General features: G+C 66.2%; 10 protein-coding genes. 7 read left to right on the top strand and 3 right to left on the bottom strand.

Going from position 1 to position 13,976, the window contains the following annotated elements; all coding sequences use genetic code 11:
- Window positions 1-41: 41 nt before the first annotated feature.
- Entirely contained in the window at window positions 42-2,888 is a 2,847-nt protein-coding gene (locus Q0379_RS22415) for a TonB-dependent receptor (protein ID WP_299016964.1), read from the bottom strand.
- 148 nt (window positions 2,889-3,036) lie between these two features.
- The gene (locus Q0379_RS22410) at window positions 3,037-4,077 is read right to left on the bottom strand and encodes a LacI family DNA-binding transcriptional regulator (protein ID WP_299016961.1); all 1,041 of its coding nucleotides are present in this window, start codon (window positions 4,075-4,077) and stop codon (window positions 3,037-3,039) included.
- A gap of 358 nt (window positions 4,078-4,435) precedes the next feature.
- On the opposite strand from Q0379_RS22410, the gene Q0379_RS22405 reads away from it, so the two are divergent.
- The 7 genes from Q0379_RS22405 to phnX all read left to right on the top strand — a co-directional run bounded on the left by Q0379_RS22405 (window position 4,436) and on the right by phnX (window position 13,380).
- Complete coding sequence (locus tag Q0379_RS22405; RefSeq protein ID WP_299016958.1) at window positions 4,436-7,237, top strand: TonB-dependent receptor; 2,802 nt, start codon at window positions 4,436-4,438, stop codon at window positions 7,235-7,237.
- 63 nt (window positions 7,238-7,300) lie between these two features.
- Window positions 7,301-7,939: a sulfotransferase family 2 domain-containing protein gene (locus tag Q0379_RS22400; RefSeq protein WP_299016955.1), complete on the top strand. Its 639-nt coding sequence runs from the start codon at window positions 7,301-7,303 to the stop codon at window positions 7,937-7,939.
- Window positions 7,936-8,559 (top strand): aspartyl/asparaginyl beta-hydroxylase domain-containing protein, encoded by a 624-nt coding sequence (locus Q0379_RS22395; protein ID WP_299016952.1) that lies wholly within the window; start codon window positions 7,936-7,938, stop codon window positions 8,557-8,559. Before Q0379_RS22400 ends, Q0379_RS22395 begins: the two co-directional genes overlap by 4 nt.
- A gap of 35 nt (window positions 8,560-8,594) precedes the next feature.
- On the top strand, window positions 8,595-10,472 hold the full coding sequence (locus tag Q0379_RS22390) for a sulfotransferase (protein ID WP_299016949.1): 1,878 nt from the start codon (window positions 8,595-8,597) through the stop codon (window positions 10,470-10,472).
- 1 nt (window position 10,473) lies between these two features.
- Entirely contained in the window at window positions 10,474-11,424 is a 951-nt protein-coding gene (locus Q0379_RS22385) for an aspartyl/asparaginyl beta-hydroxylase domain-containing protein (protein ID WP_299016946.1), read from the top strand.
- 13 nt (window positions 11,425-11,437) lie between these two features.
- A complete protein-coding gene (locus Q0379_RS22380) occupies window positions 11,438-12,571 on the top strand; it encodes a TIGR03364 family FAD-dependent oxidoreductase (protein ID WP_299016943.1) in 1,134 nt (377 codons plus the stop codon).
- Window positions 12,568-13,380: a phosphonoacetaldehyde hydrolase gene (gene phnX / locus Q0379_RS22375; RefSeq protein WP_299016940.1), complete on the top strand. Its 813-nt coding sequence runs from the start codon at window positions 12,568-12,570 to the stop codon at window positions 13,378-13,380. The genes Q0379_RS22380 and phnX overlap by 4 nt, the downstream gene beginning before the upstream one ends.
- Here phnX and Q0379_RS22370 read toward each other — a convergent pair.
- Window positions 13,377-13,952: an HD domain-containing protein gene (locus tag Q0379_RS22370; RefSeq protein ID WP_299016935.1), complete on the bottom strand. Its 576-nt coding sequence runs from the start codon at window positions 13,950-13,952 to the stop codon at window positions 13,377-13,379. The genes phnX and Q0379_RS22370 overlap by 4 nt on opposite strands.
- Between the last annotated feature and the right edge of the window lie 24 nt (window positions 13,953-13,976).

Raw genomic sequence — 13,976 nt, 5'->3', positions numbered from 1 at the left:
GCCCGACCGCTAAGGGGGCTGCGACGGGCTCGCCATCTTGCTTAGAACCGATAGTTGACGCCGAACAGGATCTGGCGGCCGTACTTTTCGTAGGTTTCCGGCAGCGAGGCGCCGTTGCTGGTCTTGGTCCCGCCGCCGTCCAGGCCAAGCCGCGTGCGGTATGGTGAGTTAGTCAAGTTGTTGACTTGCAGCAGGAACCCTAGGTTCTCGAGCGGACCGTCCTGGAAGGTGTAGCCGATCTGGGCGTCGACCTGCTTGTCCGACAGGATCTCGGTGTAGCCGCGCGTCGCGAACAGCTGCACGACCTCGCCCTTGAACGCCGAGCGATAGCGCTGGCTGATCCGAGCTTGGAAGCCGCCACGCTCGTAGTAGCCGGTGACGTTGTAGACCGTGCCCGACAGGCCGGGGATACGAACCTTCTGCTTGGGATCGGTGCTCGTGGTCGGGTTCAGGTTCGACTTGGTCAGCGACAGGCTGCCCTGGACGCCGAAGCCCTTCATCATGTCCGCGAACTGGCCAAAGTCTAGCGCGCCGCTGAACTCCAGGCCCTTCACCGAGCCGCCGTTGCCGTTGGCGGGCAGGGTGATCTGACCGATGTTGTTGATCGTCGTGCCCGACGGGATATTCGCGCCCGGCGGCAGCGGGATGCCGGCGAAGTCGAACGTGCCCGACTGCTGATAGATGTAGGTGTCCAGCTTCTTGTAGAAGCCGGCCACCGACAGATAGGTCGCGGGGCTGACGTACCACTCATAGGCCAGGTCGGCGGCCTTCGCCATCCAGGGTTTCAGGTGAGGGTTGCCGCCGGACGCCGACCACGGATTGACCGTCGTGCCGGGGCCGCAGGGCTGGCTGGAGCAGACCAGGCCGTTGAAGCCTGGCGTCACATTAGCCCGCATGTCGTCCATCCGCGGACGAGCCATGGTCTTCGACAGGGCGAAGCGGATGCGATGCCCGCCGCCCAGGTCATAGATCAGGTTCATGCTCGGCAGGACGTCGGTGTAATCGTCCTTGGCGTTGATCCGGGTCGGGACGATTGGCTGGCCGGAGGCCAGGCCGTTGATCACGACGCCGCTGGACTCCTGCTTCTGCTTGACCACCTGGACGCCGACATTGCCGCGCAGGTCGCCAGCCTGGAAGTTGGCCTTGGCGAAGAAGGTCGCAACCTCTTCGGTGATGTCCCAGTTCTTGTCGTAGTAGTTGGCGTCGAGGATCGGCGCGGAGTTGTAGTACTTCTTCCAGACATCGCCGATCTTGACGGCCAACACGTCGCCGAAGCCGGCGAAGCCCAGGTTGGTCGGGGCCACAAGATCCGCCGCATCGACATAGACCTGCTGGCGGCCGTTCTTCAGGAACAGGTCATTGTCCGAGACCGTCTTGCCCTTGTCGCGCTTGGTGTAGTTCACACCGCCCGAGACCTGGGTGATGAAGCCGTCCATATCGTGCTCGAGGCGCACGTCGACGGCGGTCACGTCTTCCTTCACATGCGGGAAGCGGATCGCGCCGTCGTGACCCCAGCCGCCCCAGGGCGCGCGGTCGCCCAGCGTGACCTTGCTGGCGTCGGCGTAGCTCAGGCCCTCGTCGTATTGCGAGAAGCCATCGTCGGCGACCTTGAAGCCGATGGTGTCATAGGTGCGGCCCACGTCCGGCGTATCCGGCGTGACTCCGCCGACGCCGCGGCCATAGCCCGCGTACGTCTCCATGATCTGTTCTTTCCGCTTGTTCGACGAATAGGACAGATCGGCGATCAGCCGGGTCTTGTCGCTGAACTTGAACTCGTTGTTCAGGCCGGCCGAGAACAGCTGGTCCATGCGGTTGTTGTAATCGTTGCGCAGCTGCAGAACGCCATGGTTCAGCGTGCCGCCGGACGCGAACTTCGAGCCGCCCAGCGTCTCGGTGGTCACGCCCGAATAGGTGACGCCGTCGGCGTAGGGGTTCGAGAACCACTGGGCGCCGCGCGTGCGTTCTTTCTGCTTGAAGGACGAGTAGTAGAGATCCAGCGTCGAGTGCAGTCGCTCGTTGGGCTGATACTCGAGGATCCCGATCACCGCGTCGCGCTTGTTGTTGCGCGAGGTGGCGAAAATCTCCTGGCCGTTCAGCATCAAGGCGCCGTCGGCACTGTCGGGCGAGGTGGAGTCGGCCGGGAAGGCCTCGTAGCCGTAGGCCTTGTAGTGCTTCACCTGAGACGGCGAATCCAGGTGGGCGTAGCCCAGGGCCACGCCGATCGTGTCGTCGGCGAACTGGTTGATGTAGCTGACGCTGAAGCGGCCGCCGGTGTTGCGGGAGTCGTCGTTCAGCTTCTTGCCCGAAGTCTTCTCGCCCCGCAGGTTCACGGCCAGCGCGCGCTTGCCGTACTCCAGCGGACGAACGGTGCGCAGATCGGCCGTGCCCGACAGGCCCATGCCCGACACCTGGGCGTCGGGCGTCTTGTAGATCACGACGCTGGACAGCAGCTCGGACGGATACTGGTCGAACTCGACGGCGCGGTTGTCGCCGGAGCTGGCCTGCTGGCGGCCATTCAGCAGCGTGGTGGTGAAGTCGGGCGCCAGGCCGCGGATCGAGATGACCTGAGCGCGGCCGTTGACGCGCTGGGCGGCGAGACCGGGCAGGCGGGCGATCGACTCGGCGATCGAGACGTCGGGCAGCTTGCCGATGTCTTCGGCCGACACGGCCTCGACGATCGAGGTCTCGTTCTTCTTGATGTTGATCGAGTTCTGGATGCCGGCGCGGATGCCGGTGACCACGATCGCCTCGACCGTATCGTCCTCGGCTTGGGGCGCGGTCTGCGCGAAGCCAGGCCCGGCGAGGGCCAGGGTGATGGCCGCGACCGAAGCCGTAGCGTAGAACTTTTCGGTGGACGGACGCGCGCCGCTCGTCGTGCGGTTTCGCATGAATTCTCCCCTCTGAACTCGCCCGCGGAAAAGGCGATCCATCTTCTTGCTTGTCATGCGGCCGAATCCGGCCGTGGAAATGCTCCAATGGAAGCGCTTCCAATTGCCGCCAAGGCGACAACGTTGTCAAGGCGCAAACGTGGCGAGATTAGGCCGTGGCCGTCGTCTGACGGAGGACGACGGCGTGGTCGAGCTGCTGAAATACCGGCCGCGGCTCTGGATTTGCGCCGGTCAGTCGGGCGACGATCAGTTCGACGGCCCGTTGGCCCAGCACCTTGACCGGTTGGTGCACGGTGGTCAGCGGCGGCCAGACGATGGCGGCGACGGGCGCGTCGTCAAAGCCGGTGATGGAAAGGTCCTGAGGAATGTTCAGGCCGCGCGCGTGGCCCGCCGACAGAACGCCGGCAGCCATGTCGTCATTGGCGCAAACGATCGCGGTCGGGCGCAAAGGGTGATCCAGTAGGGCGGGGGCGAGGTCGACTCCCGACCGAAAGGTGAAGTCTCCGCGCGAAACCACGTAATCCGACTGTCCAAGGCCCTGTTCGGAAAGGGCGCGCTGAAAGCCCTTGAACCGTCGGTCCGCGGACAGGTGCCCTTCCAGCCCGGCGATAAAGCCGAACCGTCGGTGGCCAAGGCGCAGCAGCTCGCGCGCGATGTCGTGGCCGCCTGCCTCGTCGTCGACCCCAACCGCGTCGGCCTTGCCGCATCCGGGGCCGCCGGGCGACACGGTCACGACCTTGCACCCCTGCGCCAAGGCCGCGTCGATCAAGGCGACATCGTCGCTGTAGGGAGGGGACAGGATCAGCCCCTCGCATCGCTGGGTCGTGACCAGGTCCAGTACGCGCTTCTGCCGGTCGGGCGTCTGATGCGGAACGTTCTGGATCAGCACCTGATAGCCCAGGGCCAGGCAGGCTCTCAGCGCCCCCAACTCCAGCGCGGACTCATAATAGGAGTTGGGCTCGTTCTCGGGATCCGAAGCGAAGACGAAGGCCAGCAGCCGGCTGGCGCCCCCGGCGAGACTGCGCGCCTGGGGATTGACCTTATAGTCCAGCGCCTCGACCGCGCGCATCACTCGGGCGCGGACCTCGTCCCGGACGTTCGGACCGCCGTTGAGCACCCGGGACACCGTCACGCGCGCCACGCCCGAAAGCCGGGCGACATCGTCGATGGTGGGCCTCTTGGTCGTCAAGCGCGATATTCCCCCGAAAGTTCGGCGAAGATGCTCAGGAAGCCCCTGCAATACAAGCGCGCGCGCTGGGAAGACGCCTCGAGTTCAGGCGGCCCAGCGTCAACGGGCCGATTATTGGTATAGTCCAAAAGCCATTCACGTGGCGACGCCGCGCCAGCACGTCCTGGACCTATTGAACCGCGCCCACAAGAATGGCCCGGAAGAATGATCCGTTCCGAAAGTAAATGATCTCGGCCCTCGGCCGAAGGCAGGTGCTCGCGCAACGAATTTTGGCTGACGGCCCGTCACTGTCACGCAGGTGTCGTGGCAGCCTGCTTAAAGCTTCTGGTCCATACCAGTTTTGGGGCAGGGGATTCTCATGCTGAAGTTGCAATCCGTTCGGGCCTGGCGGCCGAACTTGAAGAGCTGTCTGCTGTGCACGGTCGCCGTGCTCGTGGCCGACGCCAGCGCCACCGCGGCTTTCGCGCGGCAGGCCGCGGAGAGCGCGGGCGCCAGCGACACCGTCGATGCGATCGTCGTCACCGGATTCCGCAAATCGCTCGCCGACGCCCGCGCCATCAAGCGCGAATCGGTGATCCAGAAGGACGCGATCGTCGCCGAGGACATGGCCAAGTTCCCGGAACTGAACCTGGCCGAGTCGCTGCAGCGCCTGCCGGGCGTTCAGATCAACCGTGAAGCGGGCGAAGGTCGTCGCATCTCGCTGCGCGGCCTGGGCCCGGATTTCGCCCGCGTGCAACTGAACGGCATGGAAGTGCTGGGTAACGTCGACTCGGCGCAGGACAGCCGCGGCCAACGCTCGCGCGACCGCGCTTTCGACTTCAACATCTTCGCCTCGGAACTGTTCTCGCGCGTCGAGGTCGAAAAGACCTTCGAAGCCGCACAGAACGAAGGCGGCATGGCCGGCACCGTTGGCCTCTTCACCGGCAAGCCGTTCGACTACCAGCCCGGCTCCAAGGGCGCGCTGTCGCTGAAACTGGGCACCAACCAGTACACCAAGGACACCCAGCCGCGCATCGCCGCTCTGTTCAGCCAGAACTGGGATAACCGGTTCGGCGTGCTGGCTTCGATCGCCTACGCCAAGCGCCAGACGACCGAGCAGGGCCACAACACCTACAACTATTCGCACCCCTCCGCCTCGACGATGAACTCGCTGGTGACCAAGGGTCTCGACATCTCGAAGCTGAGCGCCGCCCAGCAAGCCAAGTTCGTCTCCGGCGACCTCTATTTCGCCGACGGCAACCGGCTTTCATCCTGGGACGCCAAGATGGAACGCCTGGGCATCACGACCGCCGTCCAGTGGAAGCCTGTCGATAACCTGCTGCTGACCCTGGACGGCCTCTATGGCCAGTTCACGACGCACCGCGACGAGCTGCACCTGGCCACCCGTCCGCTTTCTTCGACGGGTTCGGTCGCTTTCGACACGGCGCCGGGCGGCGTGTGGCCGACCGTGTTCCAGAAGCCGTCGGTGATCAACAGTCTGGCTTACGACAGCAACGGCTACGTCACCTCGATGGACGTCACGGGGACGACGTTCGGCAGCGAGCATCGCCGCTCGCTGAACAAGAACCGTTTCCGCCAGCTGGCGCTCACCGGCAAGTGGGACGCTACCGAGCGACTGACGTTCGACGGCCACGTCGGCTACGAAAAGTCGACCTACAAGACGCCCTATGACGACAAACTCTACATGCGCGCCAAGGGTAACCTGATCGCCAACTACGGCGCCGACGGTCAGTCCGCTTCGTTCCAGTATCCGGGCTGGGATCCGACCAATGCGGCCAACTACGCGATGGACTCGTTCTACTACCGCAGCTTCTACAACCAGTCGGAACTACGCGAGGGCGTTCTGAACGCGCACTACGTGCTGAACGACACGCTGACCCTACGCGCCGGCGCGGCCTATCACCGCTTCCGCCAGGACGGCAAAGACCTGTTCTACGACGATAACGTCAACGGCACCCGCGCCAAGGCGCGCGGCACGTCGGTGGGCGACATCACCACGGTGTTCTCGAACAACTTCGGTTCGTGGCTGATCGGCGACTACGCCAAGGCCTTCGCCAAGTACAAGGAATATCACCGCCTCGGCCCGAACACGGACGGCACGGGCGGCGCTCTGCAGGACATCGAGAACGTCTACACGACCACGGAAGAGACCGTGTCCGAATACGTTCAGCTGGATTGGGATCACGAGCTGTTCGGCAAGCGCCTCCGTGGCAATGTGGGCCTGCGCGGCTATCAGACCGACACCCACAGCACCGGCTGGATCCAGGGCGACAGCTACGCCTACCTTGGCACCACCGACGTGAAGGGCAGCTATTCGGGTGTTCTGCCGGCTCTGAATACGGTGCTGGAGCTGACGCCTGAGGTTCAGGTGCGCTTCTCGGCGACCCAGAACCTGAACCGTCCCGGGATGGGCTCCATGGCCGCCGAGGGCACCGCGTTCAAAGATCCGGACTCGGGCGTGATCACCGCGTCGCGCGGCAATCCGAACCTGAAGCCGTACAAGGACACGACCCTGGACGTCGCCGTCGAATACTACTTCGGCAAGATCGGCATGTTCTCCGCCAGCGTGTTCCAGAAGGACATCGAGAACTTTATCGGCTCGCTGACCCTGGAGAACGTGCCGTTCAGCCAGACCGGCGTGCCCTTCACCACGATCCCCGGCGCGACCGCGAACACGATCGTGAAGGAGTTCTCGATGCCCGTGAACGTCGCGGGCAAGAAGAAGCTGACTGGTGTCGAGCTGGCCGCGCAGGCGGACTTCACGTTCCTACCCGCGCCGTTCGACAAGTTCGGCGCGATGGCCAACTACACCTATGTCGACGCCGACGAGGCGCTGACCGGGATCTCGAAGACCAGCTACAACGCCACGCTCTACTATGAGACCGACAACTGGGGTCTGCGCGGATCGCTCAGCCACCGCACCCGCTGGTACACGGGCCGCAACGCGTCGCCGATGAGCGCCAGCACCCGAGGCTTCGAGGGGTCGACCTACGTGGACGCCGCGGCGTTCTACAAGATCTCCGAGAAGCTGCAGGTCTCGCTGGACGCCGTCAACCTGACCAACCAGAAGGACACGCAGTTCTGGGGGCAGAACCGCTACCTCTATAACCAGAACCAGAGCGGTTCGACCTACATGATGGGTCTGCGCTACAAGTTCTAAGCCTACCAGGAAGTGGCGTCTCGCTCGTCGGGCGGGGCGCCACTTTTCGCTTACACGGCCAAAATGATCGTCTCTCATCGCCACCGCTTCATCTTCGCCGCGGTTCCCAAGACAGGCACGCACGCCGTCCGGCAGGCCTTGCGCGAGCGAATGGGCGACGAGGACGTCGAGCAGGTCGGCCTGTTCGTGAACAAGCGCTTCCCCTGGGCCGATCTCGCAGCGATCCAGCATGGGCACCTGTCCCTGCGCCAGGTGCGGCCCTACCTCGGCGAAGAGGCTTTCACCGCCTATTTCAAGTTCGCCTTCGTGCGCAATCCGTTCGATCGCTTCGTCTCGTACTGCGCCTTCATGCTGCGCGGCGGCGACGTGTTCCAACGGCAGCCGCGCGAGGCCATGCGCCATTTCCTGTTCGTGGACCCGCCGGAAGGCCACATCCTGTTCCAGCCGCAGGCCTGGCTGCTGGTCGACGACGACGGCAAGACCCTGCTCGCCGATCAGGTGGGGCGGGTCGAGGACATGCAAGGCTCCTACGACGCGATCTGCGCGCGCATCGGCGTCGCGCCGCGTCCGCTGGATCGGGTCAACAGCACCTCGCATCAGGACTATCGCGCCTATTACGACCGCGCGCTGATCGACGGCGTCGCCAAACGTTACGCCCAGGACCTCGAGCTCTTCGGCTACGACTTCGAGGGCGCGCGATGAGCGGCGCGCGGCTCGAGCTGACGGCCAATCCGCGCAAGACGAAGGCGGTGCGCCGCCTCGGCCCCGTCGATATCGCCGCCCTGCGCGCCGCAGTGCTGGCGATCCCCGAGGCGATCTGGGACGCCGAGAATGCGGCCAAGCCCAACAAGTTCGAGGTGCTGGACACGACCCGGCACATTGTCTTCCGCTTCGTCGACAGTCCGCGCGACTGGCGCGGTTCGCACGATCGCCCCGCCTGGGCGGCTTGGCGGGATCGGTTGGAGCCGGTGCTGGCCCAAGCGGTTCGCGACTACGGCTATGCGCGCGGCGTGTTCCCGCGGGTGATGCTGGCGCGGATGCCGGCCGGCGGGGTGATCCATCCGCATATCGACGCCAATCCAGCCGCCAAGTGGCCGCACAAGATCCACGTGCCGCTGACGACTAATCGCGATGTGATCTCGTTCTTCGGCGGCGCCGAGCATCACTTCCCGGTGGGTGAGGCGGTCGAAGTCGATAACCTCGGCCCCCATTGGGTGCGCAACGCCGGCGGTACGGACCGCATCCATCTGATCTTCGAATATTTCGACGCGGACCAGCCTGACCCCGCGTGGCTGGCGCCGCTTCTGAGCGCGACGTCGTGAGCGGTTCCGAAGCGCGAGACGATCGAGAAGCGCTGTTGCGTGAAGCCAGGGCGCTGCGTGAACAGCGACGCGTCACCGAGGCGCTGACGTCGCTTGAGCGCCTGCGGGAAGACCATCCGCGCTTCAGTCGGCTTCATCAGGAGCGTGCGCAGTGCCTGATCGCCCTGGGAGAGGGGCCGGCCGCGATCGCCGCCCTGCGTGAGGCCGTGGCGCTCAATCCCGCGCTCCCAGCCTGCTGGGACATGTTGGAGCAGCTGCATCGCTTGCGCGGAGAAGCTGGCGAAGCCAGCGTCGCGGCTCAACATCTAGCGGTCCTCAAGCAGCTTCCGCCCGCCGTTGTAGCGACTCAAAGCCTGCTGGCCGACGGAGATCTCGAGCCCGCCGAAGATGTCTTGCGCGACCATCTCCGTACGGCTGGCGAGAGCGTTGGCGCGCTCCGCCTCCTGGCCCGCATCCGGCTGGAAGGCGGGGCGGCGGACGAGGCCGAGGCCCTGCTGGCCGCGATCCTTGAGCGCGCGCCGGACTACCGCGAGGCGCGCTTCGACTACGCCATGGCGCTGCTGCAGGCCCAGAAGCATCAAGCGGCGCGCCAGCAGGCCGAGCGCCTGCTGGAAGACGCGCCAGACGCTCGCCACGTTCTGAAGCTGTACGGCGCGGCCTGTCTTGGCCTTGGTGATTTCGAACCGGTGATCGACCTCTACGCGCGGCTCCTGGCCGGACCATGCGAGTCCGCCGAGGAGGTCGCCGACCTGCGCCTGTGGCGCGCCAACGCGTTGAAGGCCATGGGGCGCGGCGTCGAGGCCGTCGCCGACTATCGCGCCGCCCTGTCGGCCCGTCCGGATCATGGCGTGGCCTGGTTCAGCCTAGCCAACCTCAAGACCCATCGGTTCGACGACAACGACATCGCGCGCATGCGCGCCGCCGAGGCCAGGCCCGATCTGCAGGACATGGATCGCGTCTATCTCCGTTTCGCCCTCGGAAAGGCGCTCGAGGACCAGGCCGACTATGCCGCCTCCTGGGGATTCTACGCGCGCGGCAACGCCCTGAGGCGAACGTCCAGCCGCTATAGAACGGATGCCGCCGAGCGTTGCGCAGAGCGTCTGAAGCAGGCGATGACCACCGAGGCGTTCGTGAAGCGGGCAGGGTGGGGCGCGGACAGTTCAGCGCCGATCTTCGTCCTGGGGCTTCCGCGCTCGGGCTCGACCCTGATCGAACAGATCCTGGCGTCGCACTCTCAGGTCGAGGGGACGCACGAGCTGACCGAGATCGGCCGATACGTCGGCGAGCTGTGCGGGATAGACCCCGATTGCGGCCTACCCGTAAACCCCGCCGCGCTTCTCGACCTGAAGGCCGCGCAAGCCCGCGCGCTGGGAGAGCGTTTCCTGAGCGAGACGCGGGCCTATCGGCGGCTGGGACGGCCGTTCTTCATCGACAAGATGCCCAACAACTTCTGGCACATCGGCCTGATCCAGCTGATCCTGCCGCGCGCGACGATCATCGACGTGCGACGGGAGCCGATGGCCTGCTGCTTCAGCAACTTCAAGCAGCTGTTCGGAACGACGAACCAGGAATTCACCTACAGCCTGGAAGACATCGCCGGCTACTATCGGATCTATCTCGACCTGATGCGGCATTGGGAGGCTGTGCTGCCCGGGAGGGTGCTCAAGGTCCAGTACGAGGACGTGGTCGACGATCTGGAAGGCGCCGCGCGTCGTATGCTGGACCATATCGGTCTGCCCTTCGAGCCGGCGTGCCTGCGCTTCCATGAGACCCGGCGCGGCATCCGGACGCCGAGTTCCGAGCAAGTGCGCCAGCCGATCGGGCGTGAGGGTCTGGAGCAATGGAAGCGCTACGCGCCCTGGCTTGCGACGCTACGCACGGCGCTGGCCGACGTGCTGACGGAGACGGCGTGACATGCGTCTTTCGAAACCCTTCTTCCAGCTGCCGCTGCTGTTCGACGTATCCCGGCTCCAGGCGGAGGTCGCCGTCTTGCCGCCCGAGGCCTGGGTGTCCCATCCCGACCAGGTGCCCGGAAACAGCGCGGTCAGACTGATCACCGCCGGCGGGGGCGAGAATGACGACGTCCAGGGCCGCATGGCGCCGACGCCTTGGCTTGAGGCCATGCCGTATATGAAACAGGCCCTCGCCGGATTTGGCGTGGTCTGGAGCCGCTCGCGGTTGATGCGCCTAGCGCCGGGCGCGGGCGTGCCCGAGCACGCCGACATCAACTATCACTGGCACACTCGCGTGCGGCTGCACATTCCGGTGCTCACGTGGCCGCAGGTGCGCTTTCACTGTGATGGCGAAGCCGTGCACATGGGCGCGGGCGAGGCCTGGGTGTTCGACAACTGGCGGCGCCACCACGTCGAGAACAACGCCGCCGGGGAACGGATCCATCTGGTCGCCGACACGACCGGCACGGCGGCGTTCTGGCGGTTCGTGCATGCGCCGGCGACGTCGCGAGACCAATGGCGCTCGGTGAACTGGGATCCGAGCGACGATCATCCGCTGCTGACCGAGCTGAACCAGCGCTCGCCGATCATGCCTGCGGCCGAGGTCCAGTGGCTGCTGGACGACCTGCGGAGCGAGTTGACCGTGACGATCGACAGTCCCGAAGCGCGTGCGCGGGCAGGGCGGTTCATCCAGGTTCTGGAAAGCTTCGCGTTCGATTGGCGTCAACTGTGCGCGCTGCACGGCGTGGGCGGCGAGGCGGCTCCGGCTTTCCGGCATCTCGCCGGAGCGCTTGGCGAGGCTGTGCGTCCCTTGGCGGAGGGTTTGGTGATGCGCACCAACGGCGCCGCCGCGCTGCTGGTGCTGGAGAAGCGTGTGCTGCAGCATCTCGTCGCCGAGGACGCTGCACGGTGAGGGAAGGTTCGTTTTGAAGCAGGGTTTTGACCTGGCCGTGGTGGGCGCGGGCATTGTCGGCCTGGCCCACGCCCTGGCCGCCGCACGACTGGGCAAGAGCGTCATTGTCGTCGACCGCGACGCCCAGGCCAACGGCGCCTCGGTTCGCAACTTCGGTTTCGTCACCGTCACGGGCCAGGAGCGAGGCGCGGTCTGGAGCCATGCGCGTCGCTCGGCGGAGGTGTGGCGCGAGGTTGCCGAAGCGGCGGGCGTCGATGTTCTCCAGCGCGGCCTGACGATGATCGCCCGCCGCCCCGAGGCAGAGGCTGTGCTCAAAGCCTTCCTGGAAACCGAGATGGCCGAGGGCTGCGCCTGGCGCGACGTCGACGCGCTGGGCGATCGCCTCCCGACGCGAGGCCAAGTGATGGGCGGGCTAGCCAGCAGCGTCGACCTGCGCGTGGAGTCGCGCACCGCCATCCCGCGCCTGGCGGCCTGGCTCGAGGCCGCGCAAGGCGTCACCTTCCTGCGGGGCGTGTCGGTCCGCGGCGTCGAGACCGGGCGGCTGGAGACCTCCGCGGGTATTGTCACGGCCGACGCCATCGTGGTCTGCCCGGGTGATGATCTCGCGACGCTGTTTCCGGACAGCTTTGCTCGCGCCGGCGTGACCCGATGCAAACTACAGATGTTGCGCCTGGCCGATCCGGGCTGGCGGCTGCCGGCGCCGGTCATGTCCGACCTCGGCCTGGTCCGCTATCTCGGCTACGCCGCCTTGCCGGAGGCGGAGGCCTTGCGCGCGCGGCTCGAAGCGGAACAGCCCACGCATCTGGAGCATGGCGTCCACCTGATCGTCGTGCAGAGCGCCGATGGATCGCTGGTGGTCGGTGACAGCCATCACTACGCGCCGACGCCCGATCCTTTCGGCCGCGACGATGTCGACGCCCTGATCCTGGACGAGTTCGCGCAAGTGTTCGGCGAGGCGCCGCCCCCCGTGATCGAGCGCTGGATCGGCACCTACGCATCGGCCTCGGGACATAGCCTGGTCGAGACGCCCGCGCCGGGAGTGCGTCTGGCCGTGGTGACGGGCGGCACCGGCGCGTCGACCGCGTTCGGCCTGGCCGAGACCGTCATCGCCGATTTGCTGGACTTGCCCCAAGGAGCCTTCGCGTGAGCCACAGTCCTATCCAGGCCATCATCTTCGACTGGGCCGGCACGATGATCGATTTCGGTTGCCGCGCGCCCGTCCTGGCGCTCCGAGAGGTATTCGCCGAGGCCGGGGTCGAGATCACGGAAGCCGAGGCGCGAGCGGACATGGGCCGCGCCAAGCGTGATCACGTCCGCGCTCTGCTGGCCCTGCCAAGGGTCGCCGAGGCTTGGCGGGCGCGGTACGATCAAGCCAGCGATGAGCGGGATGTCGATCGTCTGCACGACGCCGTCGAACCGAAAATGCGTGAGGCCGCGCGGGACTGCTCGGCCTTGATCTCGGGCGCGGCGTCTCTGGTCGCGGACCTGCGCGCGCGGGGCGTGAAGATCGGTTCGACGACCGGCTACACGCGCCCGATGATGAGCGACATCCTTCCCCTGGCCGCCGAGCAAGGCTACGCGCCAGACGTCGTGGTGTGCGCCGGCGAAACCGCGGAAGGGCGCCCATCGCCCCTGATGATGTGGAAGACGCTGGTGGCGCTCGGCGCATGGCCGGCGAGAGCCTGCGTCAAGGTCGACGACGCCGTTGTCGGAGTCACCGAAGGGCTCGAGGCCGGCGCCTGGACGGTGGGCCTTTCCGCGTCCGGCAACGGCGTGGGCCTGAGCCTGGAGGCGCTAGCTGGACTGCCGGCCGAAGAGCGCGCCTCGCGCGTCGCGGCGTCCGCAAAGGCCTTGCGAGACGCCGGGGCGCACTATGTCGTCGAGACGGTCGCCGATTTGGGTTCGGCGCTGGCCGAGATCGAGGCGCGGATCGTGCGGGGCGAGCGACCGGTCTAGAGCTTGCCGGCCTCGCGGACCAGGTCGCGTAGGAGATCGGCGTAAGCCTCAAAGCCGGCGACCTCCGCCTCCATGTCCTTTCCCGCCTCGTCATAGCCGCGCAGCTTCTGCGCCGCGCCCGCATGGGGATCGGCCAGGAAGACCTTGATCTCGTCGGGATTCATCGGGCCGCCCTGCAGCGCCAGGCTCTGCTGTGAGGCGTAGCTGAGGCGGCCGGCATAGGTCGGGTCCACAGCGACGCGATAGCGCTTGGCCGCCACGTGCAGCCGGATCGGTTCGCTCACCTCGGGACCGAAGCCGCGCGCCAGATAGCCGGCGCCGATCTGTTCGTGGCGGGTGTCGATGCCGCGGTCGGCGGCGTCCTCGCCGATCTTCTGCATCAGATGGCCGATGTCGTGCAGCAGGGCCGCGGCGACGAGGCTGGGGGACGCGCCGTCCAGCTTGGCGTGATGCGCCGCCTGAAGGGCGTGCTCCATCTGGGTGACGTCCTCGCCGTAGTGCAGGTCGCCCAACCGGGTGAAGAGGTCGGTGATTTCGGCCAGGAACGTGTCGGCCGCGAAACTCGAAGTCATGCTGTATCCGTAGGTTTTGAGGGC

The sequence above is a fragment of the uncultured Caulobacter sp. genome (assembly GCF_937900395.1).
GTDB lineage: Bacteria > Pseudomonadota > Alphaproteobacteria > Caulobacterales > Caulobacteraceae > Caulobacter.
Note: the sequence above shows the minus strand (reverse complement) of the source record. Positions and strands in the feature narration are given on the sequence as shown.